Source organism: Microbacterium sp. 18062, assembly GCF_902706225.1.
GTDB lineage: Bacteria > Actinomycetota > Actinomycetes > Actinomycetales > Microbacteriaceae > Microbacterium.
On sequence record NZ_CACSKB010000052.1, the window covers coordinates 1 to 26,131 of the forward strand.

General features: G+C 71.0%; 24 protein-coding genes, 1 tRNA gene and 1 pseudogene. 8 read left to right on the forward strand and 18 right to left on the reverse strand.

Annotated elements, in window-relative coordinates; translation table 11 throughout:
• A pseudogene (locus GVL03_RS15750) lies at positions 1-351 on the reverse strand (carboxylesterase family protein); the annotation flags it as partial.
• Positions 352-561: 210 nt separating this feature from the next.
• Positions 562-1,569 (reverse strand): GlxA family transcriptional regulator, encoded by a 1,008-nt coding sequence (locus GVL03_RS15755; protein WP_159501959.1) that lies wholly within the window; start codon positions 1,567-1,569, stop codon positions 562-564.
• A gap of 98 nt (positions 1,570-1,667) precedes the next feature.
• Between GVL03_RS15755 and GVL03_RS15760 the strand changes: the two genes are divergently transcribed.
• A complete protein-coding gene (locus GVL03_RS15760) occupies positions 1,668-1,970 on the forward strand; it encodes a hypothetical protein (protein ID WP_159501960.1) in 303 nt (100 codons plus the stop codon).
• A 313-nt stretch (positions 1,971-2,283) separates the two neighbouring features.
• Here GVL03_RS15760 and GVL03_RS15765 read toward each other — a convergent pair whose 3' ends face one another.
• A complete protein-coding gene (locus tag GVL03_RS15765) occupies positions 2,284-3,411 on the reverse strand; it encodes a glycosyltransferase family 1 protein (RefSeq protein ID WP_159501961.1) in 1,128 nt (375 codons plus the stop codon).
• A gap of 5 nt (positions 3,412-3,416) precedes the next feature.
• The gene (locus GVL03_RS15770) at positions 3,417-4,634 is read right to left on the reverse strand and encodes a glycosyltransferase (protein ID WP_235038201.1); all 1,218 of its coding nucleotides are present in this window, start codon (positions 4,632-4,634) and stop codon (positions 3,417-3,419) included.
• Between the two features lie 278 nt (positions 4,635-4,912).
• Between GVL03_RS15770 and GVL03_RS15775 the strand changes: the two genes are divergently transcribed.
• Entirely contained in the window at positions 4,913-5,506 is a 594-nt protein-coding gene (locus tag GVL03_RS15775) for a hypothetical protein (RefSeq protein WP_159501963.1), read from the forward strand.
• 140 nt (positions 5,507-5,646) lie between these two features.
• On the opposite strand, the gene GVL03_RS15780 is transcribed toward GVL03_RS15775, so the two are convergent.
• From GVL03_RS15780 to dnaK, 7 genes are all read right to left on the reverse strand, one after another.
• The gene (locus GVL03_RS15780) at positions 5,647-7,797 is read right to left on the reverse strand and encodes an ABC transporter ATP-binding protein (protein ID WP_200847199.1); all 2,151 of its coding nucleotides are present in this window, start codon (positions 7,795-7,797) and stop codon (positions 5,647-5,649) included.
• On the reverse strand, positions 7,794-9,521 hold the full coding sequence (locus GVL03_RS15785; protein WP_159501964.1) for an ABC transporter ATP-binding protein: 1,728 nt from the start codon (positions 9,519-9,521) through the stop codon (positions 7,794-7,796). The genes GVL03_RS15780 and GVL03_RS15785 overlap by 4 nt, the downstream gene beginning before the upstream one ends.
• Positions 9,522-9,863: 342 nt before the next feature.
• Complete coding sequence (locus tag GVL03_RS15790) at positions 9,864-10,619, reverse strand: potassium channel family protein (RefSeq protein WP_159501965.1); 756 nt, start codon at positions 10,617-10,619, stop codon at positions 9,864-9,866.
• Between the two features lie 34 nt (positions 10,620-10,653).
• On the reverse strand, positions 10,654-11,112 hold the full coding sequence (locus GVL03_RS15795) for a heat shock protein transcriptional repressor HspR (protein ID WP_159501966.1): 459 nt from the start codon (positions 11,110-11,112) through the stop codon (positions 10,654-10,656).
• Between the two features lie 121 nt (positions 11,113-11,233).
• On the reverse strand, positions 11,234-12,226 hold the full coding sequence (locus GVL03_RS15800) for a DnaJ C-terminal domain-containing protein (protein ID WP_159501967.1): 993 nt from the start codon (positions 12,224-12,226) through the stop codon (positions 11,234-11,236).
• Between the two features lie 9 nt (positions 12,227-12,235).
• Positions 12,236-12,844: a nucleotide exchange factor GrpE gene (locus GVL03_RS15805; RefSeq protein ID WP_159501968.1), complete on the reverse strand. Its 609-nt coding sequence runs from the start codon at positions 12,842-12,844 to the stop codon at positions 12,236-12,238.
• 10 nt (positions 12,845-12,854) lie between these two features.
• On the reverse strand, positions 12,855-14,726 hold the full coding sequence (dnaK, locus tag GVL03_RS15810; RefSeq protein WP_159501969.1) for a molecular chaperone DnaK: 1,872 nt from the start codon (positions 14,724-14,726) through the stop codon (positions 12,855-12,857).
• Between the two features lie 253 nt (positions 14,727-14,979).
• On the opposite strand from dnaK, the gene GVL03_RS15815 reads away from it, so the two are divergent.
• Entirely contained in the window at positions 14,980-16,326 is a 1,347-nt protein-coding gene (locus GVL03_RS15815; RefSeq protein WP_159501970.1) for an MFS transporter, read from the forward strand.
• Positions 16,327-16,463: 137 nt separating this feature from the next.
• Here GVL03_RS15815 and GVL03_RS15820 read toward each other — a convergent pair whose 3' ends face one another.
• From GVL03_RS15820 to GVL03_RS15830, 3 genes are all read right to left on the reverse strand, one after another.
• Entirely contained in the window at positions 16,464-17,099 is a 636-nt protein-coding gene (locus GVL03_RS15820; RefSeq protein ID WP_159501971.1) for an NADPH-dependent F420 reductase, read from the reverse strand.
• A 38-nt stretch (positions 17,100-17,137) separates the two neighbouring features.
• Positions 17,138-17,587, reverse strand: a complete 450-nt coding sequence (locus GVL03_RS15825) for a GNAT family N-acetyltransferase (protein ID WP_159501972.1) — start codon at positions 17,585-17,587, stop codon at positions 17,138-17,140.
• A 392-nt stretch (positions 17,588-17,979) separates the two neighbouring features.
• Positions 17,980-18,528, reverse strand: a complete 549-nt coding sequence (locus tag GVL03_RS15830) for a MarR family winged helix-turn-helix transcriptional regulator (protein WP_235038202.1) — start codon at positions 18,526-18,528, stop codon at positions 17,980-17,982.
• Between the two features lie 115 nt (positions 18,529-18,643).
• Here GVL03_RS15830 and GVL03_RS22060 point away from each other — a divergent pair, with 115 nt between their 5' ends.
• Positions 18,644-19,399, forward strand: coding sequence for a MarR family winged helix-turn-helix transcriptional regulator (locus GVL03_RS22060; RefSeq protein WP_200847202.1), 756 nt, complete (start codon positions 18,644-18,646; stop codon positions 19,397-19,399).
• A 37-nt stretch (positions 19,400-19,436) separates the two neighbouring features.
• Here the strand turns inward: GVL03_RS22060 and dcd are convergent, their stop codons facing one another.
• The gene (gene dcd, locus GVL03_RS15840; protein WP_159501973.1) at positions 19,437-20,042 is read right to left on the reverse strand and encodes a dCTP deaminase; all 606 of its coding nucleotides are present in this window, start codon (positions 20,040-20,042) and stop codon (positions 19,437-19,439) included.
• A 58-nt stretch (positions 20,043-20,100) separates the two neighbouring features.
• On the opposite strand from dcd, the gene GVL03_RS15845 reads away from it, so the two are divergent.
• A tRNA-Gly gene (locus GVL03_RS15845) sits at positions 20,101-20,171 on the forward strand.
• Positions 20,172-20,385: 214 nt separating this feature from the next.
• On the opposite strand, the gene GVL03_RS15850 is transcribed toward GVL03_RS15845, so the two are convergent.
• A complete protein-coding gene (locus tag GVL03_RS15850; protein ID WP_159501974.1) occupies positions 20,386-21,219 on the reverse strand; it encodes a ribokinase in 834 nt (277 codons plus the stop codon).
• Positions 21,220-21,521: 302 nt separating this feature from the next.
• Here GVL03_RS15850 and GVL03_RS15855 point away from each other — a divergent pair, with 302 nt between their 5' ends.
• Complete coding sequence (locus GVL03_RS15855) at positions 21,522-22,478, forward strand: nucleoside hydrolase (RefSeq protein WP_159501975.1); 957 nt, start codon at positions 21,522-21,524, stop codon at positions 22,476-22,478.
• Between the two features lie 173 nt (positions 22,479-22,651).
• Here the strand turns inward: GVL03_RS15855 and GVL03_RS15860 are convergent, their stop codons facing one another.
• Positions 22,652-23,542: a DMT family transporter gene (locus GVL03_RS15860; RefSeq protein WP_159501976.1), complete on the reverse strand. Its 891-nt coding sequence runs from the start codon at positions 23,540-23,542 to the stop codon at positions 22,652-22,654.
• Entirely contained in the window at positions 23,539-24,819 is a 1,281-nt protein-coding gene (locus GVL03_RS15865) for a serine hydrolase (protein ID WP_235038203.1), read from the reverse strand. Before GVL03_RS15865 ends, GVL03_RS15860 begins: the two co-directional genes overlap by 4 nt.
• Positions 24,820-24,875: 56 nt before the next feature.
• Between GVL03_RS15865 and GVL03_RS15870 the strand changes: the two genes are divergently transcribed.
• Complete coding sequence (locus GVL03_RS15870) at positions 24,876-25,184, forward strand: DUF2470 domain-containing protein (protein WP_159501977.1); 309 nt, start codon at positions 24,876-24,878, stop codon at positions 25,182-25,184.
• Positions 25,185-25,254: 70 nt separating this feature from the next.
• On the forward strand, positions 25,255-25,914 hold the full coding sequence (locus GVL03_RS15875; protein WP_159501978.1) for a heme oxygenase (biliverdin-producing): 660 nt from the start codon (positions 25,255-25,257) through the stop codon (positions 25,912-25,914).
• Positions 25,915-26,131 lie beyond the last annotated feature (217 nt).

The following is a 26,131-nucleotide window of genomic DNA, read 5'->3' on the forward strand; positions in this document are numbered from 1 at the left end:
GCCCACGTTCGCGAAGAAGCGTCCCCCCGCCTCCCCCTTGCTCCCGGCGACGAAGCCGCCGCCGTGCACGAAGAGGATCACCGGTCGGTGGCAGGGCCGCGGCGATTCCGGCTGGTAGACATCCAGCACATGCCGCTCGTGGTCGCCGTACGCCAGGTCGGAGGTCACCCGCACGCCCTCGCCCAGGTCGTCGGGCAGGGCGTCCGCGCAGAGGCGCAGCGTGCCCTGGATCATCTCGGGGGTCAGCTCGCTCCCGAGATCGCGCACCGCCGTCCGGCGCTGGCGCCGTGCGGCGACTCGATCAGAGACCTTCGTCGCGCCCATCCGCGCACCTCCATCGTCCGTGGACATGCGATGAACGCTAGACCGGCTCGTCCACGCGCGGATGGGGCCGAGCGCCAGGATGTGCGAGCCTACGCTGCCGCCCGCGCCAGGTCGCTCGCGAGACCGCATCGGCGGCATAGGATGTCGCGGGCGCGGCTTCGCCGTCGGGGTCGGCGAGGCGCGCAGGCGCATGGCCGCCGCCCCGGATGCGATCGCGCTCCGCCGGTCGCGCGGGGATCAGGCGACCGAGGCCACGGAGTCCGGCGTGGGAGCCGCATCCGCCATGCCGGACTCGTCGCGGCACGTGAAGCGCGCCCGATACGCCGTGGGGGTCGTTCCCAGCGCCCGCGCGAAGTTCTGCCGCATCACGGCCGCCGAGCCGAACCCGCAATCGTACGCGATGCGGTCGAGGCCGAGGTCGGTCTGCTCCAGCATGCGCTGGGCGTGCACCACCCGCTGCCGACCGAGCCAGGCCGCCGGCGTCGCCCCGAGGTCGGCCTTGAACCTCCGGGCGAAGGTGCGCGGCGACATGTGCGCCTTGGCCGCGAGCTGCTCGACCGTGAGATCGAGCCTGAGGTTCTCCAGCATCCAGTCGGTCACCGGAGCGAGCGAGAGCGAGGTGGTCGCCGGGATCGGCCGATCGACGAACTGTGCCTGGCCGCCCTCGCGCTGGGGCGCGACCACCATCCGCCGTGCGATCGTGTTCGCCACCTCCGCGCCGAGCTCCTGCCGCAGCAGGTGCAGGCAGGCGTCGAGCCCCGCGGCGGTGCCCGCGCTCGTGAGGATCTTGCCGTCCTGCACGTAGAGTACGTCGGGATCGATCTCGATCGCAGGGTACATCTGCGCCATCCGGTGCGCGTACTTCCAGTGCGTCGTCGCCCGGCGGCCGTCGAGCACCCCGGACTCGGCGAGCACGAAGGAGCCGCTGCACACGCTCATCACCCAGGCGTTGCGGGCGACCGCGCGCTGCAGCACGCCGGCGATGCGCTCATCGACCTCGCCCCACTGCGGCCGCGGGATCGGTGTCACCACGACGAGGTCCGCCTCATCCGCAAACGACAGATCGTGCTCGACGTTGATGGAGAAGCCGATGTTCGAGGGGACGACACCGGGCTCGAGCGCGCACACGCGGAAGTCGAACTTCTCGATGCCGTCGTCCGACCGGTCGAGCCCGAAGGCCTCGCAGGCGAGCCCGAACTCGAACGGGGCGAACCCCGGCTGCACGATCACGGCGACGGTCTTCATGGCTCTCCGATCCCGGAAGGGTTGATTGGCAGAATACGGGCGATTCATGTCCATCCTGCCACTCGTGGCGGTATCGCGCTATGCGTAGTTTTTCCGCCATGGCATTCTTCATCGTTCTCGGCGTCCTGGCTCTCCTGGGCGTCATCGGCACGATCGTCGCCCTGCGGTCCGACGGCTACGGTCCCGTGCGCACCGACTGGACCCGACTGCCCGACCGCCCCTCCACGCCGGCGACTCCGGATGCGGCTCAGGCTGCGGCCGCAGCTCCGGCGCAGAACACGGACACGGCTCGGGCTCAGAACGCGGGTGCGGCGGCCCTCGCACCGAATACCGCCTCCCCGCTCCCCCACGAACCCCGCACGGGCTGGAACCTCCTCCCTGCGACGCGTCGAGCCCGTTGAGCGTTCCCAGCGAAAAGTGCGGTTCACCTGTCGCGTCCGGTCGGTGAAACCGGCGGGACGCGACAGGTGAGCCGGGGAGAGCCCCCGTGCACGCGTGTGCCGAGCTCATGACATCCGATGACGGTGGTCGGACGCGACCGCGGGATCCCGGGCCGCGCCCGCGGTGCTCGCCCGAGATGTCATGAGTTGTGCACGGATCGGCGACCTCACGTGGCAGGGGCACCGCGCCCCTTCGTCTCGTCGCTTCGCTCCTCGCTCAGGGACCGACAGGGGTCGCTCCTCGCTCAGGGACCGAGAAGACGAGACTCTCGCATCAGCGGCCCCCGGGGGATGACCGCCCAGGCGGCCTCGGAGCGAGCTCGCGGACCGCATCGAGCAGGGTCTGGGCCGATGCCCGCCAACGAAAGCGGGAGACGTGCGCGACGCCCTCGGCGATCAGAGCCTCGCGTTCCGCGTCGTCGTCGAGCGAGCGCACGGCGTCGGCCACGGCCGCGGGATCCATCGGATCGACGTAACGCGCACCGGCACCGGCCACCTCGTGGAAGATCTCCAGGTCGCTGACGACCACGGGCACGCCCAGGGCGAGCGCCTCGGCGAGAGGCAGGCCGTAGCCCTCGTCGAGACTGGTGCTCGCCAGCACCGCGTCATCGGCGAGCAGCGCGGCGTACTCCGCATCCGAGACGCCGTCGTGGAAGACGACGTCCGCCCCCTCCGGCACGAGCGCGGACAGCTCTGCGCGCCGCGCCGGCGAGATGCGGCTGAGCAGGTGCAGGGTGCGCCCGGGCAGCATTCCCATCGCGCGCACCAGGGTCTCGACGTTCTTGTAGCCCATGAACGAGCCCATGTACACGACGTTGCGCGGGGGGCCGCCGGGCACCGGAGCATCCGCCGGCAGCAGATCGGCGAGGCGCTGCGGAGCGTTCGGCACGACCACGATCGGGCGCTTCGTCAGACGCACCGCACGGAACTGACGCCGGCTCGTCTCGCTCACCGTGGCCACGACGTCGGCGCCGTCGAGCGTCAGCCGCTGCGGCACATAGCTCAGGTGGAACAGACGCCACAGCGCCCGCACCCCGGCGCCGAGGTTCCGCGGCGGCGTGCGGTGCCGGTAGTAGATCATGTCGTGCAGCGTCAGGATCAGCCGGTACCTGCGACCGAGCGATCCCATCGTCTGCAGCGGCGAGAAGACGACGTCCGGCTCGTAGCGGTTCAGCACGAACGGCGTGAAGGGCTCCTTCGCCGAGGTCGGCGCGTGGATGCCCAGGTGCACCGCATCCGCGGGGAGACGCGCGATCTGCGCGGTGTCGTGGATGACGAAGACGAGGTCGATCCCCGCCTCGGCGGCGAGCGGCGCGAGCGCGTGGGCGAGCTCCTGCGAGTATCGGCTGATGCCGTCGTGGAAGTCGGTGCGGATGTACCGCGCGTCGAAGAACAGGCGCACGCGCCTCACTCCCCGACGGGCTCTCCGCGGTAGAGCGCCTCGAACGTCGACAGCGTGCGGGCGATGTCATGGATGCGGACGCCCTCGAGCGAGGCCCGCTGCAGCGCGGAGTAGTCCTCGGGGGATGCGGTGAGCACGCGGCGCAGCTTCTCGGCGAGGTCGTCGGCGCTCTCCGGGTCGAAGAGCCATCCGTTCTCGCCGTCGTGCACGAGGTGCGGCAGCGCCATGGCGTTCGCGGCGACGATCGGCAGTCCCGAGGCCATGGCCTCCATCGTGGCGATGGACTGCAGCTCGGCGATGGAGGGCATCGCGAACACGGTCGCCTGCGTGTACAGGCGACGCAGCTCCTCGTCGTCGACACGGCCGTGGAACACGACGCGGTCGCCGAGGCCCAGCTTCGCGGTCTGCGCCTTGAGGTCGCTCTCGCGATCACCGCCGCCGACGATGTCGACGCCGTCGTACTCGGTCGGATCGAGCTTCGCGACGGCCTCGAGCAGCACGTGCAGGTGCTTCTCGAGCGTGATCCGCCCGACGAACAGGATGCGGCGGGTCGTGCGGGGCGCGAGGTCGGGGGTGTAGTGCGATGCGTCGATGCCGCAGCTGACCGGCAGCACGGGACGGGTGTGCGTGTTCCCCTCCAGGAACTCCGCCGCCTTCCGGGTCGGCGTCGTGACCGCCGAGGCGCGGTCGAAGGCTCGCTCGGCCGCCTTCCACTGCGTCCGCACGAGGATGCGGTTGACCCATGCGGGCATCTTCGTGAAGTCCACGATGTTCTCGGGCATCGTGTGGTTCGTCGCGACGATCCGGATGCCGCGCTTCTCGGCCTCGATAGAGAGTCCCCGGCCGATCACGATGTGCGACTGGAAGTGCACGACGTCGGGCTGCACAGCGTCGAGCGTGCGGCGGGCGTAGTGCCGCGAACGCCACGGCAGCACGAACCGCAGCCAGTCGTGCGCGTACCAGCGCCAGCTGCGGGCGCGGTGCACCGTCATCGGAACGCCCTCGATCTCCTCGACGAAGGTGCCGACGCGGTGATGGTCGGCGGCGGGCGCGAGGATGTGCAGCTCGTGCCCGCGCTCGACGAGTCCCGCCGCGAGGCGCTCGGCGAACCGTGCGGCGCCGTTGACGTCGGGGGCGAACGTGTCGGCGCCGATCAGGACGGTCAGCGGGCGCGGTCCGTCGGCCGCCCGGTCGGGAACGTCGGGTCTCGAGGGGGTAGTCACGAGGGTGGTGGCTGCCAATCTCTGCGTCGCGTGCGGGGTCTGCACAGGCTCCCCTACTGTACCCGAGGGCCTGCGAAGGCCTCCGGAGGCTCCCCGGCCCGTCCCCATCCGTGCCCTCACCCGCGGCCGGCCCCGACCCCGGCCCGGCCGACTCTCGTTGGTCGCCGTGCACAGCGGCCGAGATCGTGCCGGACACTCCGGCGGGATGCGGCGGGCCGCGGCGCGGCGCGGCGGATCCCCGCCGTTGTGCTCGCAGGCACGCCCTCTACCCTGGAGCCATGCTCAGACTGCAGGCCGACGCATCCGCCGACCGCTGGGTGCCCGTCACGGAGTCCCTCGGGTTCCGCGGACGCCGGCACCGCAAGAAGGCGATCGGGATGCTGCTCGGCCAGGCGAACGCCCAGGCCGGCGCCCAGCCGCGTCCGGGCGGCGGACTGACGGCCTGGGCGATGAGCCAGGCGACCCCGTTCCTCATGCGCAAGGCCGCCGGCCGCGTGCTCGCCTGGATGTGGAAGGACGACCCCGAGCTCGTCGTCGTGCTCGCGCAGGTACAGGAGCTCACCCCCCAGCTGCGCACGGCCCGCGCGATGATGCCGATCGAGTACGACGACACCGAGGAGTTCCGGAACCCGCACCTCGGCGTCGGCGAGCGCCTCGTCATGGATCTGCCGCCGAACCCGCAGACCCCTCCCTTCGCCACCTACACGTGGGACACCGGCACGCACCTCGTGACGCTCAGCGCCATGGGCCGGGACCGCGAGCGGTTCGGCATCGCCCTGGGCGAGGTGGACGCCCTCGCCCGCACCCTGCGGGTCGTCGAGGACCTGCCCCTCGGCGAGGCGGGCGACGTCCTCCGGATCGATCCCGCCTGAAGCGAACCCGAAAGTCTCCCCTCTCTCCGTGTCTCACTCGTGCAGGTGCGGGGCGGCATCGGGCTGCACGACTGAGACATGGAGCATGCGGAGGATGTGCCCCGCCGGAGCCGCCCGAGGCTCCGTCGCCCGGGCGAGCCTCAGCCCGCCGGGGTGGCCGAACCCCCGGGCGCCGCAATACCCCCGGACGTGACCGGACCCCCGGGGGCGACCGGCGCTCCGGGCGCGACCGGACCGCCCGGGAGGACTCCCCCGCCGGCCTCCTCGGGCACGGACGAGGCTTCGGCGAGGAGCTCCGCATCGGCATCCGCGACCGCCTGCTCGAACTGCGACTGGTACAGGCGCCAATACGCGCCCTCGGCCGCGATGAGCTCGTCGTGGGTGCCCTTCTCGACGATGTCGCCGTGCTCCATCACCAGGATGAGGTCGGCGTCGCGGATCGTCGAGAGGCGGTGCGCGATGACGAACGATGTGCGTCCCTCGCGCAGGGCCGCCATCGCGTGCTGCAACAGCAGCTCGGTGCGCGTGTCGACCGACGAGGTGGCCTCGTCGAGGATCAGCACGGTCGGCTGGGCGACGAACGCCCGCGCGATGGTGATCAGCTGCTTCTCGCCCGCCGACACGTTCGAGGCGTCCTCGTCGAGCACGGTGTCGTACCCGTCGGGAAGCGATCGCACGAAGCGGTCGACCCGAGTCGCGACGGCCGCCTCGACGATCTCGTCCTCGGTCGCGGACTCGCGGCCGTACCGGATGTTGTCGCGGATGGCGCCGGCGAACAGCCACGGGTCCTGCAGCACCATGCCCGTGCGCGAACGCACGTCGTCGCGGGAGAACTCCGCGATGTCCTGGCCGTCGAGCAGGATGCGTCCGCCGTCGAGCTCGTAGAAGCGCATGATGAGATTCACCAGGGTGGTCTTGCCCGCGCCCGTGGGTCCCACGATCGCGACCGTCTGCCCGGGCTCCACCCGGAACGACAGGTCGGTGATCAGCGGCCGGTCGGGGGTGTAGGAGAAACGGACGTGGTCGAACTCGATGACGCCCTCGCCCTCCGTCGGCCGCGGCGCGTTGGGGTCGTCCGGCTCCTGCTCCTCGGCGTCGAGCAGGTCGAACACCCGCTCGGCAGAGGCGGTGCCGGACTGGATGACAGCCGCCATCCCGCCGAGCTCGGAGAGCGGCTGGGTGAACTGCTGCGAGTACTGGATGAACGCCTGCACGTCGCCGAGTCGCAGCTGACCGCTCGCCACCATCAGGCCGCCGAGCACCGCGATGCCGACGTAGGTGAGGTTTCCGACGAACATCATGCCCGGCATGATGATGCCCGACAGGAACTGGGCTCGGAAGCTCGCCTGGAAGAGCTCCTCGTTCTCCGCTTGGAACTTCTCGCGCGCGTCGACCTCGCGGCCGTAGACCTTCATCAGCGCGTGGCCGGAGAAGGACTCCTCGACACGCGCGTTCAGCCGGCCGACCTTTCGCCACTGCATCCCGAACGCCTTCTGCGAGCGCGGACCGATCACCCCGAAGATGACGGCCATCAGCGGCAGCGAGACCAGGGCGACGATCGCGAGCTGCCACGAGATGGAGAACATCATGATCAGCACGCCGACGACGGTCAGCACCGAGGTCACCACGGTCGACAGCGACTGCTGCATGGTCTGCGTGATGTTGTCGATGTCGTTGGTGACCCGCGAGATCAGCTCGCCGCGCTGCACGCGGTCGAAGTACGACAGCGGCAGGCGATTGATCTTCGCCTCGACCGACTCGCGCAGGCGCCACATCGTGCGCACCATGATCAGGTTGATGACGAAGCCCTGGATCCACGTGAGGAACGCGGACGCGATGTAGATGGCGAGCGCCGCCATCGTCACGAGGCGGAGGCGATCGAAGTCGACGCCCGTGCCGACCGCGAAGTCCGGCATGGCGCCGACCATGTTCGCGAGGTCGGTCTGCCCCGCCGCCTGCAGCGCGGCGATGACATCGGCCTGCGACGTGCCCACGGGGAACTGCGCGCCGAGCGAGGCCGAGACGACGCCCTCGTAGACGATGTTCGTCGCGTCGCCGAGCACGCGGGGCGCGATGACGGCGAGCACGACGCCGAGTGCGCCGAGGAACGAGACGAAGACGAACGCGACCGCGTGCGGTCTCAGCAGGCCGATCAGCCGGCCGAAGGAGCGACCGAAGTTCGCCGCCTTGCCGGGAGCGACCGAGTCCCAGTCGCCCGAGGCCTGACGGGCCTGTTCGGCCAGTTCGAGCTCGAGGCGTTCCTCCTCGGTCAGGGTGTCGGGAGTGCTCATGCCTCCACCCCCAGCTGCGAGTCGACGATCTCGCGGTAGGTGTCGTTGGCCGCGAGCAGCTCGTCGTGCGTGCCGAGGCCGACCATGCGCCCGCCGTCGAGCACCAGGATGCGGTCGGCTCCGGTGACCGTCGAGACGCGCTGGGCGACGACCACCTTCGTCACCTCCGGCAGCTCACGCCACAACGCCTGTCTCAGTCGGGCGTCGGTGCGCAGGTCCAGCGCCGAGAACGAGTCGTCGAACACCAGGATGTCGGGCTGGTGCACGATCGCCCTGGCGATCGCGAGACGCTGCCGCTGCCCGCCCGACACGTTCGTGCCGCCCTGTGAGATGCGGGCCTCGAGCCGGCCGTCCATCTCCTCGACGAAGTCCCGGCCCTGCGCGATCTCGAGCGCCGCCCAGAGCTCGTCGTCGGTGGCGTCCTCCCGGCCGAACCGCAGGTTCGAGGCGACCGTCCCGGTGAACAGGAACGGTCGCTGCGGCACGAGCCCGATGCCCTGCCACAGCAGATCGAGGTCGGCCTGACGCACGTCGACGCCCCCGACGCGCACCGCTCCGCCCGTCACGTCGAACAGGCGCGGGATGAGCGAGACGAGGGTCGTCTTGCCCGACCCGGTCGACCCGACGATGGCGAGCGTCTCGCCGCGACGGGCCTCGAAGGTGATGCCCTGCAGCACGGGCGACTCGGCGCCCGGATAGGTGAACTCGACGTCGTCGAACGCGACGCCGCCCGGCGTCGGGAAGTCGCGGACTGGCCTCTCCGGGCGTGCGAGCGTGGACTGCGAGGCGAGCACCTCGCCGATGCGCTCGGCGGAGACGGCGGCGCGGGGGATCATGATCGTCATGAAGCTCGCCATCAGCACGCCCATCAGGATCTGACCGACGTACTGCATGAAGGCGAAGAGCGTGCCGATCTCGACGTTGCCGGCGTCGACCTGGATGCCGCCGAACCAGATGACGCCGACCACCGTCACGTTCAGCACCAGCATCGCGAGCGGGAAGAGCAGCACGAAGAGCGATCCGACCTTGCGCCCGACCACGCGGATGTCGTCGTTGGCGCCGCGGAAGCGTTCCTCCTCGATGTCCTCGCGGACGAACGCGCGGACGACGCGCACGCCGGTGAGCTGCTCCCGCATGATGCGGTTGACGGCGTCGAGCTTCGTCTGGAAGCGGCGGAACAGGGGCACCATCCGGCTGATCACGAGACCCGCGATCACCAGCAGCGTCGGCACGGAGACGGCGATGAGCCAGCTCAGCCCGACGTCCTGCTGCACCGCCATCACGACGCCGCCGATGGCGAGCAGGGGAGCGGTGACCAGCATGGTCGCGCCCATCATCGCGAGCATCTGCACCTGCTGCACGTCGTTCGTGTTGCGGGTGATCAGCGATCCGGGGCCGAACTGCGAGACCTCCCGCTCGGAGAAGCCGCTGACCTTCTCGAACACGTCGCGGCGGATGTCGCGGCCCGCCGACATGGCCGCACGCGCGGCGAAGTAGGTCGCGATGACCGATGCGGTGATCTGGCCGAGCGAGATCGCGAGCATGAGCGTGCCCGTCGACCAGATGTAGGCCGTGTCGCCCCGCGCGACGCCCTGGTCGATGATGTTCGCGTTCAGGCGCGGCAGGTAGAGCGAGGCCATCGCCGAGGCGAACTGGAACAGCAGCACCGCCAGCAGGAGCCAGCGATACGTCTTGAGGTAGCGGAAGAGAAGTTTTACGAGCATGGACACTCCGTAGCCGGGGAGCGCGTCGACCCGTGGGGATCTCGATCCGCACGCGCGCGTCGCCTACAGACTAGGTCCCGCCTCCGACATCCGGCGCGCTCGGAGCGCTTCGGCGGCGTACCGCTCGCGCAGCGCGAGCTCCTCCTTCAACGAGGGCAGCCCGAACCAGATGACGACGCCGACGAGGATGGCGATGGCCCCGACCAGGTAGGCGCCGAGCGAGCCGGCCAGCAGGCTCTCCCGTGCGGCCTGGAGGATCTGGTCGGAGAACTGGGCGTACTCGGGCTGCTGCGCGACGTTCGCGGCGGAGGCGAACGAGGCCTCGCCCGGTCGCGGTCGCGGTCATCGCGGGCGATTCTGCGAGCCCTCCGCCAACCGCTGCTCGAGCGCGCTGATGTCGGCCCGGGTCGCGGGCAACTGGTCGTCGTGGCCGCGGGCGGCGCGTTCGGTCACCCACGAGGAGAAGGTGGCCACGATGAGGCCGACGAGCACCACGCCGCCGACCATCAGGAAGACCGCGACGGCACGGCCCGGGACGGTCACCGGCGTGTAGTCGCCGTATCCCACGGTCGTGACCGTGCAGAACGCCCACCAGACCGCGTCGCCGAAGTCGGTGATGTTCGCGCCCGACGCGTGCCGCTCCACCTGCAGCACGGTGAGCGAAGCGTCCCAGATGAGCAGCAGCGCCGCCCCGATGCCGTAGATCAGCAGGCTGCTGCGCAGCGTGCTGGCCGCCGTGCGCGTGAACGCGGCGATCCGGGTGAGAGCGCCGAGCAGCCGGACCGGGCGCAGCACCGGGATGAGCACCACGGCGAGGTCGAACAGGTGCGTGCGGACCCAGCGGCCGCGCGGGCGCGCCAGCGAGAACCGCACGACGTAGTCGAGGACGAACATCGCCCAGGTGAGCGAGATCACCGACGAGGTGACGATCGCGAGCGAGCCCGTCACGTCGCCGACCACGTGCAGCGTGTAGACGACGAGGAACAGCAACGCGGCCACCGTCAGCGGCCAGTACGTCACGGCCTCCCAGCGCTTCATCGCCCCGGTCTCGCCCCGCGGGTGCGCCGCCCGTGTCGCCTCGCCCCTGTCCCGACTCACACCTGCACTCTAGGCCGTGCGCCCCGAGCGGGACTCAGTCCGCGGAGCCCTCGTCGCCGCGGGGAAGCTCGCGCCGCGGGCGCCACACCACGACGTCCGTCGCGCGACGCACGCGCGTGCCGGACCGGATGGTGACGACCGCGCCTGTCGCGCCGGCGGCGAACACCCGGGCGCCGGGCCGCTTGTCGAGCTCCTCCCGCATCCGCGACTCGAGATCGCGCACGCGCAGATGCAGATCGCGCACCCGGTTCTCGAGCTCGATGATGCGGGCGATCGCGGGAAGGCTCATCCCGTCGGCCGACAGTCTGGCGACCTCGCGCAGCTGTTCGACGTGCCGCACCGAGTAGCGCCGCGAGCCGCCCTTGGTGCGGTCGGGCACGACGAGGCCCAGCCGGTCGTACTGTCGCAGGGTCTGCGGGTGCATGCCGGCGAGGTCCGCGGCGGTCGCGATAGCGAAGACCGGGGTCTCCTCGTCGATCTCGTCATCCGACATCCGTTGTCACCCCTCCTCTTCGATGCGCGGCCTTCTGGTCGCGGCGTCGCGGCGGGGACCGAACGCCGCGCATCCGTCTCCGGATGCGGGCGCCGGTCCCTGCCGCGGCGTGTCCACGAGGTCAGGCCCGTGCCTTGGCCATGAGGTCCGCCCGCGGGTTCTCCTTGGGCTCGAGCTCCTGGAACCGCTCGAGCGCCTCGCGCGCGGCGTCGTCGAGGTGGGTGGGAACGGCCACCTGCACCTCGGCGAGCAGATCGCCGGTGCCCTTCTGGGTCTTGACGCCGCGGCCCTTGACCCGCATCACCCGCCCGGAGGGGGTGCCCGGCGCGACGCGCAGCTTCACGGTGTCCCCGCCCAGCGTCGGCACCTCGATCGTGGCGCCCAGCACCGCCTCGGTGAAGGTGATCGGCACGGTGAGACGGAGGTTCAGTCCGTCACGGACGAACACCGGATGCGGCCGCACCGAGACCTGCACGACGATGTCGCCGTTCTCCCCGCCGTCGGGCGAGGGGCGGCCGCGGCCGCGCAGACGGATCTTCTGCCCGTCCGCGACGCCGGCCGGGATCTTGACCTTGAACGGCTTGCCGTCCTCGCCCTGCAGGCTGATCGTCTCACCGCCGGCCGCGGTGGCGAAGTCGAGCGTCGTACGGGCCGTGACATCGGCGCCCCGCGTGGGGCCGCCGTAGCCGCGGTACCCGCCGGAGGTCTGCCCGAAGCGTCCCGAGCCGAAGCCCCCGCCCTGGTTGAACATCGTGAAGAAGTCGTCGAACCCCTCGGCCGACTCGTATCGTGCGCCTCCGCGGCCGCCCTGCCCGAACCGGGAGAAGACGTCCTCGAAGCCGCCGGCGCCCTGGCCGCCCGCCGTGAAGCGCGCACCGGATCCCATCGCGCGGATCTGGTCGTACTCCTCGCGCTGCTCCTTGTCGCTCAGCACGGCGTACGCCTCGCTGACCTCCTTGAACTTCGCCTCGGCCACCGCATCCCCCTGATTGGAGTCCGGGTGGTACTTGCGGGCGAGCTTGCGATAGGTCTTCTTGAGGTCGGCGTCGGAGACGTCCTTCGAGACGCCGAGGGTGGCGTAGAAGTCCTTGTCGAACCAGTCCTGGCTGGCCACGTGCGCCTCCTAATCCGCCGGAACGGCGACGACGACCTTCGCGGGACGCAGTTCGACGGATCCGAGCCGGTACCCGACCTCGACGACGTCGATCACGGTGGTCTCGGTCGCACCCGGGGTGGGCTGCTGGAAGATGGCCTCGTGCTGCTGCGGGTCGAAGACCTCGCCGACGGCTCCGTAGGTGGCCAGCCCCATCCGCTCGGCCACGCCGCGCAGCTTCTCGGCGATCGCGGCGAAGGGGGTGCCCTCGCCGAGGTCGCCGTGCTTCTCGGCGCGGTCGAGGTCGTCGAGCACGGGCAGCAGGCCCTTCGCGACCGAGCCCTTGGCGCGCTCGATCTCGACCTCGCGCTGCTCCTCGGTGCGACGGCGGTAGTTGGCGTACTCGGCCTGGAGGCGCTTCAGATCGCCCAGCAGCGCCGACTCGTGATCGGCGAGAGGGGCGTCCTCGGCAGCGGCGTCGACGTTCTGCTCGGCCGCGAGGATGTCGTCGACCGTGAGGTCCGGCTCCGGCGAGGCGGGGCCGGAGGTCTGAGCCTCCGACCCCTCCTCGTTCGGCCGAACCTCGTCGTCGCCGCGTCCCTCGCCGGAACCGGGCGTCTCGAAGTTCTTGTCGGTCATGTCCGCCGTCTTACTTCTTGTCGTCTTCGTCGTCGACGACCTCGGCGTCGATGACGTCCTCGTCGGCGTCGGCCGATCCGGACTCATCCGCCGGGGCGTCGCCGGCCGCGGGCGCGGCCTGCTCCGCCTGCGAGGCCGAGTAGATCGCCTCGCCGAGCTTCTGCTGGCTCTGGTTCAGCTTGTCGAACGCCGTCTTCACCGCGTCGTCGTCCTCGCCGGCGAGCGCCGTCTTGAGCGCGTCGACGTCGGCCTGCACCTCGGTCTTGACGTCGTCGGGCAGCTTGTCCGCGTTCTCCGAGATGAGCTTCTCGATCGAGTACGAGAGCGTCTCGGCCTGGTTGCGGGTCTCCGCCGACTCGCGACGCTTCTTGTCCTCGGCCGCGTGCTCCTCGGCCTCGCGCACCATCCGGTCGATGTCCTCCTTGGGCAGCGACGAGCCGCCCGTGATGGTCATCGACTGCTCCTTGCCGGTGCCCTTGTCCTTGGCGGACACGTGCACGATGCCGTTCGCGTCGATGTCGAAGGTCACCTCGACCTGCGGGATGCCACGGGGCGCCGGGGCGATCCCGGTGAGCTCGAACGTGCCGAGCGGCTTGTTGTCGCGGGTGAACTCGCGCTCGCCCTGGAAGACCTGGATGGCGACCGACGGCTGGTTGTCGTCGGCGGTCGTGAAGGTCTCGCTGCGCTTGGTCGGGATGGCGGTGTTGCGCTCGATGAGCTTCGTCATGATGCCGCCCTTGGTCTCGATGCCGAGGCTCAGCGGGGTGACGTCGATGAGGAGGACGTCCTTGCGCTCGCCCTTGAGGACACCGGCCTGGAGAGCGGCGCCCACGGCGACGACCTCATCCGGGTTCACGCCCTTGTTGGGCTCCTTGCCGCCGGTGAGCTTCTTCACGAGCTCGGCGACCTGCGGCATACGGGTCGACCCGCCGACGAGCACGACGTGGTCGATGTCGTCGACCTTGATGCCGGCCTCGCGGATGACGTCCTCGAAGGGCTTCTTCGTGCGGTCGAGGAGGTCCTTGGTGAGGTCCTCGAACTTCGCGCGCGTCAGCGTCTCCGACAGCGACACGGGGCCGGAGTCGGTGAGCGACAGGTAGGGCAGGTTGATGCTGGTCGAGGTCGAGCTGGAGAGCTCCTTCTTGGCCTGCTCCGCGGCCTCCTTGAGGCGCTGCAGGGCGATCTTGTCGCCCGACACGTCGACCCCGGTGGTGTCCTTGAACTGCTTGATCAGGTAGTCGACGACGCGCTGGTCCCAGTCGTCGCCACCGAGGCGGTTGTCGCCGGCGGTCGAGCGCACCTGGATGGTCGAGAAGTCGTCGTCCTTGCCCACCTCGAGCAGGGAGACGTCGAACGTGCCGCCGCCGAGGTCGAAGACGAGGATGAGCTCGTCCTCCTTGCCGCGGTCGAGGCCGTAGGCGAGGGCGGCCGCGGTGGGCTCGTTGATGATGCGAAGGACGTTCAGGCCCGCGATCTCGCCGGCCTCCTTGGTCGCCTGGCGCTCGGCGTCGTTGAAGTACGCCGGCACGGTGATGACCGCGTCGGTCACGGTGTCGCCCAGGTACTGCTCGGCGTCGCGCTTGAGCTTCTGCAGGATGCGCGCCGAGATCTCCTGAGGCGTGTATCCCTTGCCGTCGATCGCCTGGGTCTTCCAGTCGGTGCCCATGTGGCGCTTGACGGAGGTCAGGGTGCGGTCGACGTTGGTGACGGCCTGGCGCTTCGCGGTCTCGCCGACGAGCACCTCGCCGTCCTTGGTGAACGCGACGACGGACGGGGTCGTGCGGAAGCCTTCGGCGTTCGCGATGACCTTCGGCTCGCCGCCCTCGAGGACGCTGACGACGGAGTTCGTCGTTCCGAGGTCGATTCCGACTGCACGGGGCATGTGCTTCTCCTTCTTGTGGATCTCTGTGGATCGGTCTAAATCTGAGGGCGGCTCAAAAGCTGAGCCGCGATGACTCAAGCGTAGCGACATCCCTCTCGCCCGTCAAATGAACTTGATATGAACACACTCAAGTTTTGGCCCGGGCCGTGGCGGCGTCGCGCGGAGGGATAATCTGAGCGCACGTCGCAGCGTCGCGGCATGCGCGGCCCGATCGGGCACCGCACGTTCACCGAAGGGCCCTACCGTGTCGCACATGGATTCCGAGTCGCGCCCTCCCGCTCCCGCCGAGGCGCTCTCCGCGGCCGCCGCCGGGACCCCCCGACCCTCCTCGACCCGCCCGTGGCCGGTCGTCGCCTGGGGATTCTGGGACTGGGGTTCGGCGGCCTTCAACGCGGTCGCCACGACCTTCGTGTTCACGGTCTACCTCACGAGCTCGTCGTTCGGCGACGAGACGTCGACCTCCGCAGCGCTGTCGTGGGCGCTCGCGGGCGCCGGGATCGTCGTGCTCGTCACGGCACCGGTGATCGGCCAGCGCTCCGATGCATCCGCGCACCGCAAGCGCTGGCTCGCGGTCAACACCGCCGTGGTCGTCGGCGCGCTCGCGCTCATGTTCTTCGTCCAGCCCGACCCCGCCTACCTGTGGTTCGGGCTGGGGCTCCTCGCGATCGGGACCGTGTTCTTCGAGCTCGCGAGCGTCAACTACAACGCGATGCTCGCGCAGGTCTCCACCTCGCGCTCGGTCGGCAAGGTCTCGGGATTCGGATGGGGAATGGGCTACATCGGCGGCATCGCCCTGCTGCTCATCGTCTACTTCGGCTTCATCCAGCCCGATGTCGGCTGGTTCGGCGTGACCGCCGAGGACGGCTCGGCGGTGCGCGTGTCGATGCTGATCGCGGCGCTCTGGTTCGCCCTGTCGGCGATCCCGGTCTTCTTCGCCGTCCCCGAGAACGCGCCGCTCGTCGCGCACCGCGAGCGGGTCGGCTTCTTCGGGGCGTACGGGGTGCTGTTCCGCAACATCGCGAAGCTGTGGCGCGAGAGCCGACACACGGTCTACTTCCTGCTCTCGAGCGCCGTCTTCCGCGACGGGCTGACCGGCGTCTTCACGTTCGGCGGGGTGCTCGCGGCCGGCACGTTCGGGTTCTCTCCCGGCGAGGTGATCATCTTCGCGATCGCGGCGAACATCGTCGCCGGGGTCGCGACGATCGGCTCCGGCAGCCTGGACGACCGGTTCGGACCGAAGCTGCTCATCCTCGTCTCGCTCGTCGGCCTGATCGTCAGCGGCCTGTGCGTGTTCCTCTTCCACGACGGCGGGCAGACCGTGTTCTGGATCTTCGGACTGATCCTGTGCCTGTTCGTGGGCCCCGCGCAGTCCGCATCCCGCACGTTCCTGGCGCGCCTCATCCCGCCCGGTCGCGAGGGCGAGGTGTTCGGCCTCTACGCCACGACCGGCCGCGCCGCGGTGTTCCTCTCCCCGACGGCGTTCGGTCTGTTCGTCACGATCGGCGGCGCGCAGTACTGGGGCATCCTCGGGCTCGTGCTGGTGCTGCTGGTCGGCCTCGCGCTGCTGATCCCGGTGCGCTCCGCCGGTCGCCGGGGCTGATGCGAAAGTTCGCGCCGAGCTCGGTCGGATCGGCACGAGCCACGACCGCGAGACTGCAGCGGAGCGCCGAGACCGTGGGGTTACCCCGCTGTCTCGGCGCGCTCTTGCAGTCTCGCGGGCAGGGCGGGAGCAAGGCCTCAGCGCTCGGCGCGAGCCAGGTTCGCCTCGAGCTCGGCGGCATCCTGCCGCACGACGTACGCCGGTCGGTCGCGCTCGACGCGCCAGCTGTCCGCGAGTGCGCCCACGTTGACGGTGTCGAACCCGAACTCGTCGTAGAGCGCCGTGACGAATGCCACCCCGAGCGGCGAGTCGCTCGCCGTCGCCAGTGCACGGCGGCCGGGCGTGCCGGCAGGCGATCCGTCGGTCAGGATCTCGTCCGACCGGATGTGGTTGAACGCCTTCACGACCGTCGACCCCGGCAGGTGCCGCTGCAGCAGCCCGGAGGTCGTCGCGCGCTTCTCGTCGAGCTCGGCGATGCGTCCGTCCCGCTCCCAGTAGTAGTTGTTCGTGTCGAGCACGATCTTGCCCGCGAGCGGCGCCACCGGCACATGCTCCAGCGCCTTCAGCGGCACCGTGACGATCGCCCACTCGCCCCGCTCCGCCGCATCCTGCGCCGTCGCGGCCGTCGCGCGCGGACCGAGGTCCGCGACCAGGTCGGCGAGGGTCTCCGGCCCGCGGGAGTTGCTGATGACCACCGCGTACCCGCGGTCCACGAGGCCGCGCGCCAGGGTCGATCCGATATGTCCTGCTCCGATGATTCCGACTGTCGTCATACCGGACCCAAACGAGGCGGAGGGCGCAGAATTCCCCGTTACGGCGTGTGTCGACGCATGGGTACGTGCGGGATGCCGTCCTCCTCGAAGCCGGCGCCGCTCACCACGAAGCCGAACCGGGCGTACCAGTCGGCGAGGTGCCGCTGGGCGTCCAGCACGATCGGATGCCCCGGCCACCGCTCGTCCGCCCGCGCCACCGCGCGCCGCATCAGCTCGGCGGCGACGCCACGGCCCCGCGCGGCCGTCGCGGTCGCGACCCGGCCGATGCGGGCGACGTCGCCGTCGTGCAGCACGCGCAGGGTCGCGACGACCTCGCCGTCCTCGTCGGCCCAGAGGAGCTCCGCATCCGGTTCGATGTCGCGTCCGTCGAGCTCGGGGTACGCGGCCGCCTGCTCGACGACGAACACGCCGACCCGCAGCCAGAGGATGCGGTAGAGGGTCTCGGGCGCGATCTCGCGCACCGCGGCACGCCGGTAGTCGATGGGCATCCGACCACGCTATCCCGACGTAGCGGCGACCATGCCATCCCGGCGGGAGCGGACCCGTGCGATCCCGCCGCATCCGCGAGGACATGCGCAGCCGCAGCGGGCGGGGGAGGCCTGTGCACCCTCAGTCGTCGGATCGCTGGGGCGGGAGTCGCCTATCGGGGGTTCTGTGGCAGCAAACCTCCGTCTGCTGATCCGGAAGTCTCCCCGCCCCGGTTCTGTTGAACAGGCGCATTGCCTGGACTTTCCCCACCCCACGGAGCGCCCCGCCAGGGGCGCGGAGCAGCTGACCCGAAAGTCTCGCCGGAGGGGAAGATTTCGCATCCTTCGTCGGTCGTCAGCGACCCCGGCCGCTGATCCGACGACTGGCCGCCCGGCAGATGCGGACGGCGAGGTCACTCGGGCCATGCGGCGGCGAACTTCGTGAGCAGTCGCACGAGATCGGCCTGCTCGGCCGGACTCAGCGCCGCCAGGGCCTGTTCGATCGCCGCACGGCGCTCGCCCCGGAACCCGCGTGCGATCTCCGCGCCCCGTTCGGTGAGGACGATCCGCGTGCGCCGGGCGTCGTCGGGATCCGCCTCGCGGCGCACCAGCCCGTGCTCGACCCCCTGCTGCACGAGACGAGAGGCCCGGGGCTGGTCGACGCCGATCGCGTCGCCGATCTCGCTCACCGACAGCGGGCCGGATGCGGCGACGAGCGCCTCGAGCAGCCGCAGCCGCGCGGGACCGCCGCCGGGGCGCCCGGCGGCGGTCCCCCACGGGGGCATCCGGTCATGGGCGGAGTGCCCATGGTGGTGCTGATGCCCGCCCATGGCGTGAGGACCGCCGGGCGGCGTCGGCATGCCGCGCCACGGGCCGCGACGGCCGCGCAGCCGGGAGAGCGCGGCGGCGATCGCGTCGCCCGGGTCTGAGGGGGCGCCCTGCGGGTCGGCGGTTTCCGTCATACCTCGAATTTACATGCATATTGACATGCACCGTCTTCGCATGTCACACTACATATACATGCGAGATGACAAGTATCTCCTTCTCGCTCCGCGCGAGACGACGAAAGGACTTCCCATGGAAGACGACACGAACAACCCCCGCTCCCGACCGCTCGGCTACTGGCTGCGCACGGTCGACGACCTCATCTCGGCGCGGTTCGCCGAGGCCCTCGCGACCGAAGAGATCGGCCGCCGCGAATGGATCCTGCTCACCCTGGTCTCGGGCGACGTCGATGCCCCGGGCGCGGCCGAACGCCTCGCCCGTCACGGCAAGAAGCTGCGCTCGCTCCGCGACCGCGGCTGGATCGCCGAGGTGGACGGCGCATGGACGCTGACCGACGAGGGCCGCGCCGCGAAGGACCGGCTGGCCGAGAAGATCGCGGAGGTCCGGGACGAGGTCGCCGCGGCGGTCAGTCCCGAAGACCTCGCCACGACCCTCGCCTCACTGGAGGCGATCGCCCGCAGGCTCGGCGGCGACGGCATCGACGCACGCGGCTTCGGCGGGCACGGGCGTCGCGGACGCGGACGCGGTCGAGGACATCGGCACGGTCACGACTTCGAGCGTCACGGCTTCGGGCCGGGGTTCCGAGCCGGCTTCGGGCCCGGCTTCCAGCCCGGATCCGGGCCCGGATTCCGGCCCGGCGCGGATGTCGACCCCCGGGACGCCGACGAGGCCGGATGCGGGCACGACCGGCACGGGCACGGGCACGGGCACGACCACGACGGACACGGACACGGACACCATGGTCGTCCCGCGCGCGGGTTCGGCACGGCCGACCGTCGAGCGGACGCCGACGCCCCGTCGGCCCCCGCTTCCGATCAGCGGTCGTGAGGACGCGGGAGGCATCCGGGCGTCGCGCGCGGTGCGCTCAGCGCCCGGGGGCACCCGCATCCGTCACGCCCACGTCGGTGACGTGGAAGCCGTGGAACGACCGTGATGCGGTCGGGCCCCGCTGCCCCTGGTAGCGGTTGCCGTAGACGCCCGAGCCGTACGGGTTCTCAGCGGGCGAGCTGAGGCGGAAGAAGCACAGCTGCCCGATCTTCATGCCCGGCCACAGCTTGATCGGCAGCGTCGCGACGTTCGAGAGCTCGAGGGTGACGTGCCCGGAGAATCCGGGGTCGATGAATCCGGCGGTGGAGTGGGTGAGGAGCCCGAGCCGTCCGAGCGACGACTTGCCCTCGAGGCGGGCGGCGACGTCGTCGGGCAGGGAGACGAGCTCGAAGGTGGATCCGAGCGCGAACTCCCCCGGATGCAGGATGAACGGCTCGTCGGGGGCGACCTCGATGAGCCGGGTCAGCTCGGGCTGGTCGACGGCGGGGTCGATGAACGGGTACTTGTGGTTGTCGAACAGCCGGAAGTAGCGGTCGAGCCGCACGTCGACGCTCGAGGGCTGCACCATCGACGCGTCCGAGGGCTCGAGCCCGATACGTCCGGCGGCCAGTTCCTGCTTGATGTCACGATCCGAGAGCAGCACGGCCTCAGCCTAGCGAGCGCGGAGCTTTGCTATGCTGGCCGGGCGCTGCAGGGCGCACGGGGCTGTAGTTCAATGGCAGAACATCTGCTTCCCAAGCAGATAGCGCGGGTTCGATTCCCGTCAGCCCCTCCGATGCGTGAAGGGATCCCGCTCCGCAGGAGGCTCCGCGTCCCGGCGAAGCCCGGCGGGGAGTGGCGGAGTGGACGATTCCCGAAGCCCACACAGTGATGGCGCCAGTTACCTGCGATGGCGCTCGATGTTCCTGTAGCCATCTCAGGTCGATGGCGCCGTCCGAGCAACCAGCCAGCCGGACTGGGCGGCGACACGAACCAGCGGCGGGCCGTCAGGCGTAGGCGTCGAGACGCTTCAGCGGCGGCTGCGCGCCCTCGCGGGTGACCGCATCCGCCCCCACCGCGCAGGCCGCACGCAGGGCGCGCTCCGGCTCCCACCCCGCGTGCAGGGCGAGGACGAGCGCGGCGCAGAACGCATCGCCCGCGCCGACCGAGCTGACCGCCTGCACGCGCGGCGCGGGGACGCGCGCGATCTCGTCGCCGTCGCGGATGAGGGCAGCGCCGGCCGAACCGTACGTCACCGCGACGAGCCGAGCGTCCGCGAGCTCGGGCAGCAGCGCGTACTCGGTCTCGTTGACGATCACGAGGTCCGCGCGGGAGACGAGCTCGGGGGGCAGGGGCTGCGCCGGTGCCGCGTTGACCGCGAGGTATCCGGGCGCCTCGACGAGCGCGGCGACCGTCGCGAGCGGGATCTCGAGCTGGGCGAGCACGGCCTCGTCCGCGGCGAACGCGACGCCGTCGAGGGTGGCGTCGTGGTTCGCACCGGGGCACACGACGATCTGGTTCTCGCCGGCGTCGTCGACCGTGATCAGCGCGGTCCCGGTCGGGGAGTCGCCGAGCCAGACGGCCCCGGCGTCGACGCCGGCGTCGCGCAGGTTCTGCAGCATCCCGAGTCCGTCGGTGTCGTCGCCGACCGCGCCGACCATGCGCACCCGGCCGCCGAGGCGCGCCGCCGCCACGGCCTGGTTGGCGCCCTTGCCGCCGGCGTCGCGGCGCAGGGTGCCGCCGAGCACCGTCTCGCCGGCGCCGGGCAGCCGGGCGACGGATGCGGTGATGTCGACGTTGATGCTGCCGACCACGCAGAGCGGGCCGAAGGATGCTGCCATGCCTCCCATTCCACCACGCCGCCGGCGCGGTGCCGGAGCCCGGGCGCGGAGGACCAGGTGGTGGGTCCGGCGCGACGGCCGGCCGGTCCGGTGGTGTGCCGCGCCGCGAGACTGCACGCGGAGGCCGAGACCGCGGGAAAACCCCGCTGTCTCGGCGCCACGATGCAGTCTCGCGGCACAGGACCGCCGCCGCGCGCCGCCACCGATACGCGCTCGTCACCCGGGACGCGATATAACCGAACGGTGCCCGCATCCGGGCGCGCGGACGATGCGGTCCTCCGGCCCACCCCTCGAGGAGCGACATGACCTCCCCCATCCCCGTCTACCTGGACTGCGACACCGGCGTCGACGACGCCGTCGCCCTCGCCTATCTGCTGGCCTCGCCGGCCGTCGAGATCGTCGGGATAGGCACGGTCAGCGGCAACATCTCCGCCGCGCAGGCGGCCCGCAACACGCTGGATCTGCTCACCCTCGCCGGGCGCGACGACATCCCCGTCGCCGTCGGCGCGCACGACCACCTCGACCATGCGTACGGCGGCGGGGCGGCATGGGTGCACGGTGAGAACGGGATCGGGGGCGTCGTGCTCCCCCGCGCCGAACGCGAGCCCGATCCCCGCACGGCCGCGCAGCTGCTCGTCGAGCTGTCGCACGCCCACGCCGGAACCTTGCACATCGTGGCGATCGGACCCCTGACGAATCTCGCCCATGCGCTCGAGCTCGATCCGACGCTCCCCGCCCGCGTCGACGCGGTGACCGTGATGGGGGGAGCGGCGCTCGCGCCCGGCAACATCACGCCCGCGGCGGAGGCGAACGTTTACAACGACCCGCAGGCGGCCGCGGCCCTCCTCGCCGCGGACTGGGACGTGACCCTCGTTCCCCTCGACGCGACGATGGAGCACACGATGTCGGAGGAGCAGCGCGGGATGCTGCTCGCCGACCCGCGACCCTTCGTGCACGCGGTGGGCGAGATCCTCGACCATTACTTCGACTTCTACCTGCCGACCTACGGCGAGCGCACGAGCGCGCTCCACGACCCGCTCGCGGCCGTCGTCGCCGCCGGCGGCGCGACGCCCGCGCGCGCGCCGCGCGTGCCGGTGGTGGTCGACGTCAGCCAGGGGCCCGGGCGGGGCCAGACGATCGCCGACCTCCGCGGACAGCGCCTCGGCGCGCGCGACCACGACGGCGTCCGCATCCGGGTCGTGCTGGAGGTGGCGACCCCGGTCGCGCCGCACCTGATCGAGACGATCCTCGCCCACTGACCTCCGCCCTCGAGCCGGACGCCGCCCGCCGGGCCGTCCGCACGCACGCCCGCCGAGCCGCGAGACTGCACGTGGGCGCCGAGACCGTGGGAGAAACCCGCTGTCTCGGCGCCCCGGTGCAGTCTCGCGGCCAACGGCCAGCGCACAGCGGCCAGCGGCACAACCTCCGGGGGTCAGGCGAGCGGCTCGGCGGGAGGAGGGGCTCCGGGGTCCGCCTCCCGCCGCGCGCCCGCCCGCACGGCGCCGATGCTGGCCACGATCACCAGGGCGATCCCGGCGATCTCGAGGGCGTTCAGGTGCTGCCCGAGCAGCAGGAACCCGGCGGTCGACGCGGTCGCCGGGCCGAGGCTCATCAGGATCGCGAACACGGATGCGGCCAGCCGCCGCAGCGCGACCAGCTCGAGGGCGTACGGGATGGTGGACGACAGCATCGCCACCGCGGCGCCGAGGGCGAGCAGGTCCAGACGCAGCAGCGCGGCACCCGCATCCACGATTCCGAAGGGGAGCGAGATCAGCGCGCCGACCACCATCGCGAGCGCCAGGCCGTCGAGTCGGGGGAACTCCCGCCCCACCCGGGCCGAGGCGAGGATGTAGAACGCCCAGCTCGCCGCGGCGCCGAGGGCGAAGAGCACACCCAGGAGATCCAGCCGGTCCCATCCCCCACCGCCCAGCGCCACGACGCCGACGAAGGCGAGAAGCGCCCACGCCCACGACGACGCGCGCCGAGCGGTCACGATCGACAGCACCAGCGGCCCCAGCACCTCGATCGTGACGGTCACCCCGAGCGGCAGCCGTGTGAGCGCGAGGTAGAACAGCCCGTTCATGAGCGCGAGCACGGCACCGAACCGCACGACCGCGCCCCACGCCGCCCGAGAGTGCCCGCGGAGAGTGGGCCGGGCGATCAGCATGAGCACGAGCGCGGCGAAGACCAGTCGCAGCATCACCATGCCGAGCGGACCCACCGCCGGGAACAGCAGGACGGCGACCGACGCGCCGACCTCCTGGCAGGCGAGCCCGATCAGGACGAACGCGACGGCAGGGGCCGACGCCGCCCCACGGGTCACGAGGCGGGCAGCGGGCAGACCGCGGCGGCCGCGATCGCGTCGTGGTACTGTTCCGCGGTCCAGGGCAGGCCCGCATCCGGCGCCGTCTGACCGCTCGCGGCGGGGGCCTTCGACGCGATCGAGGCGAGCTCCCACGCGAGGTAGGCGCCGACGAGGTCGGTCGCTGCGGAGTTGTTGAGCACGACGGCCACGGTCATCCCGGTCACCGGGTCGGCGAACGCGGCGGTGATGTATCCCGGCACCGAGCCGAACTGCCCGATCAGCGAACCGGCCTGGAAGGCCCCGCCGTCGGTCGTGAGCCATGACGGCAGCTCTGCGGCGACGACCTGCGGGTCGTCGAACCGGTCGATCCCCTCGGGCAGCAGGGCGCCCGTGGCGAGCGCCTGGGTGTACCGGCCGACATCCGCGATCGTGGACACGACCCCGCTGTCGGTGAAGCCGAAGCTCGCCGACAGCTCGGTGACGTCGCGCGGCTCGGCGCAGTTCAGGGCTCCGTCCTCACCGGGCAACGAGAGCAGCCCCCGCAGAACGGGGTCGCCGGCGGGCGCGGCGACGCGGCCGGGGAGGCTCGTGGCCGAGAGGCCGAGAGGTGCGAACACGTCGTCCTCGAGCAACACGGCCGCACTGGAGTTCTTCGCGTTCTGGAGCGCGGTGCCCAGCAGCACGTACCCGGTGTCCGAGTCGCGCCAGGCTGCGCCCGCGGTCGACGGGTCGTAGCCGACCGTGCCGTACGCGGCCAGCTCGTTGGGGTTCCAGGTCCGGGTGAGCAGTGCGAGTTGATCCTGCTGCAGCACCGACACGTACGAGCCCAATCCGCTCGTCCCGTCGCAGAGCATCCCCAGGGTCACGCCCTCGAGCCCGGCGACGCTCGGCACGTAGTCGCGCACGTCGTCGTCGAACGACACGACGCCCTCGTCGACCATCGAGTAGAGCACGTCGCAGATCATGGGGCGGGTGAGGTCGGCGACGCGAAAGGCGTCGTCCACGTCGGCATTCCCGACGCCCGCGACCCAGGATCCGCTCCATGGAGACCAGACGCCGACGATCGCGCCGGTGGAGCCCGTAGCCGCCATCGCGAACGCGACCGCGGCCTCGAGCTCGGCCTGCGTCTCGGCCGGGAAGCCCCCCTCGACCTGCGCCGGGACGTCGATCTCGACCTCGCGATCGGCGCTGCAGCCGGCGAGCACGAGCGCGACGACGAGCGCGCCCGCCACGGCGGCGGCAGCGCGTCTGAGGCCGGAGCGGATCGGCATACTCACCCCCGTGATCGTGCTCATGCATTCAAACACACGCACATCACAGACCCATCACGGACCCTCCGTAGGCTGGACACATGGCGCATTCCTTCGACGACGACACCCTCGCCGGGGTGCTCGGGCACATGAACTCCGACCACACCGACGACAACATCCTGATCGCACGCGCGTTCGGCGCCGATCCGGCACCCGCGGCCGCGACCATGACCGGGTTCGACGGCGACGGGGGCGACTGGGCCGTCACGGCGTCCGACGGCGCCTCGACCGCGCTGCGCGTGCCGTGGCCGGGAGGCTCGATCTCGGAGCGCCGCGAGGTGCGCCGCGAGATCGTCGCGCTGTACGACGAGGCGTGTGCGCGTCTGGGCATCGAACCGCGACCGCACTGAGCCGGTGACGGCGAGATCCTGAGCGAACTCGGAGGTAAGGTTCCGCTTAGCTGAAGGTATAGTGGGCGGCATGACCGAGCCGATCCCGTTCTCCACCGCGCTGCGTGAGCGTTCCAGCGGCGCCCATTCCGGCAGCGAAGGCGCCGGGTTCATGTCCGACCTCATCAAGGGCGACGGCACGCGCGAGGACTACATCGCCCTCGTCGCCCAGCACTGGTTCATCTACGAGGCGCTCGAGAGCGCCGCCGAGCGGATGCGGCGCGACCCCGTGGCGTCCGTGTTCATCACCGACCGGCTCACGCGTCTGCCCGCCCTCGAGGCCGACCTCGAGTTCCTCATCGGCCCGGACTGGCGCGAGCGCATCGAGCCGCTGCCGACCACGCGCCGCTACGTCGAGCGCATCAACCAGGTCGGCGCCACCTGGTCCGGCGGATTCATCGCCCATCACTACACGCGCTACCTCGGCGACCTGTCCGGGGGCCTGTTCATCGGAAAGCTCATGCAGCGCCGGTTCGGCTTCGACACGAACGGCATCGGGTTCTACATCTTCGGCGACATCGCCGACCCGAAGGCCTTCAAGGACGTCTACCGCGACCAGCTCGACGCCGCGCCGTGGGACGACGCCGAGAAGGAGCGCGTGATCGACGAGGTGCTGCTGGCGTACCAGTTCAACACCGACCTGTTCGAGGACCTCGCCCGCGCCAAGGCCGAGTCCGAAGCCGTCGCCTGAGCCGCCGCGCCACCGCGTCGGGATGTCCCGGGCGGTGCGCCGCGCGTCCTCCCCCGAACCCACACCTCCACGCCGCATCCCCCGCCGAACTCACACGTCTGCGCTGAACCCACACATCCGCGCCGAACCCACACCTTCCCACCGCCCAGAACGCATGGGTTCGGCACAAACATGTGGGTTCGGCGCGGATGTGTGGGTTCAGCGCAGACGTGTGAGT

What these genes read in the sequence shown, in the direction of transcription:
- GVL03_RS15755 (WP_159501959.1), bottom strand. Translation starts at nt 1,569, where the DNA reads ATGAAGACCGTCGCCGTGATCGTGCAGCCGGGGTTCGCCCCGTTCGAG.
- GVL03_RS15760 (WP_159501960.1), top strand. Translation starts at nt 1,668, where the DNA reads ATGGCATTCTTCATCGTTCTCGGCGTCCTGGCTCTCCTGGGCGTCATC.
- GVL03_RS15775 (WP_159501963.1), top strand. Translation starts at nt 4,913, where the DNA reads ATGCTCAGACTGCAGGCCGACGCATCCGCCGACCGCTGGGTGCCCGTC.
- GVL03_RS15780 (WP_200847199.1), bottom strand. Translation starts at nt 7,797, where the DNA reads ATGAGCACTCCCGACACCCTGACCGAGGAGGAACGCCTCGAGCTCGAA.
- GVL03_RS15785 (WP_159501964.1), bottom strand. Translation starts at nt 9,521, where the DNA reads ATGCTCGTAAAACTTCTCTTCCGCTACCTCAAGACGTATCGCTGGCTC.
- GVL03_RS15795 (WP_159501966.1), bottom strand. Translation starts at nt 11,112, where the DNA reads ATGTCGGATGACGAGATCGACGAGGAGACCCCGGTCTTCGCTATCGCG.
- GVL03_RS15805 (WP_159501968.1), bottom strand. Translation starts at nt 12,844, where the DNA reads ATGACCGACAAGAACTTCGAGACGCCCGGTTCCGGCGAGGGACGCGGC.
- dnaK (WP_159501969.1), bottom strand. Translation starts at nt 14,726, where the DNA reads ATGCCCCGTGCAGTCGGAATCGACCTCGGAACGACGAACTCCGTCGTC.
- GVL03_RS15815 (WP_159501970.1), top strand. Translation starts at nt 14,980, where the DNA reads ATGGATTCCGAGTCGCGCCCTCCCGCTCCCGCCGAGGCGCTCTCCGCG.
- GVL03_RS15820 (WP_159501971.1), bottom strand. Translation starts at nt 17,099, where the DNA reads ATGACGACAGTCGGAATCATCGGAGCAGGACATATCGGATCGACCCTG.
- GVL03_RS15825 (WP_159501972.1), bottom strand. Translation starts at nt 17,587, where the DNA reads ATGCCCATCGACTACCGGCGTGCCGCGGTGCGCGAGATCGCGCCCGAG.
- GVL03_RS15830 (WP_235038202.1), bottom strand. Translation starts at nt 18,528, where the DNA reads ATGACGGAAACCGCCGACCCGCAGGGCGCCCCCTCAGACCCGGGCGAC.
- GVL03_RS22060 (WP_200847202.1), top strand. Translation starts at nt 18,644, where the DNA reads ATGGAAGACGACACGAACAACCCCCGCTCCCGACCGCTCGGCTACTGG.
- GVL03_RS15850 (WP_159501974.1), bottom strand. Translation starts at nt 21,219, where the DNA reads ATGGCAGCATCCTTCGGCCCGCTCTGCGTGGTCGGCAGCATCAACGTC.
- GVL03_RS15855 (WP_159501975.1), top strand. Translation starts at nt 21,522, where the DNA reads ATGACCTCCCCCATCCCCGTCTACCTGGACTGCGACACCGGCGTCGAC.
- GVL03_RS15865 (WP_235038203.1), bottom strand. Translation starts at nt 24,819, where the DNA reads ATGAGCACGATCACGGGGGTGAGTATGCCGATCCGCTCCGGCCTCAGA.
- GVL03_RS15870 (WP_159501977.1), top strand. Translation starts at nt 24,876, where the DNA reads ATGGCGCATTCCTTCGACGACGACACCCTCGCCGGGGTGCTCGGGCAC.
- GVL03_RS15875 (WP_159501978.1), top strand. Translation starts at nt 25,255, where the DNA reads ATGACCGAGCCGATCCCGTTCTCCACCGCGCTGCGTGAGCGTTCCAGC.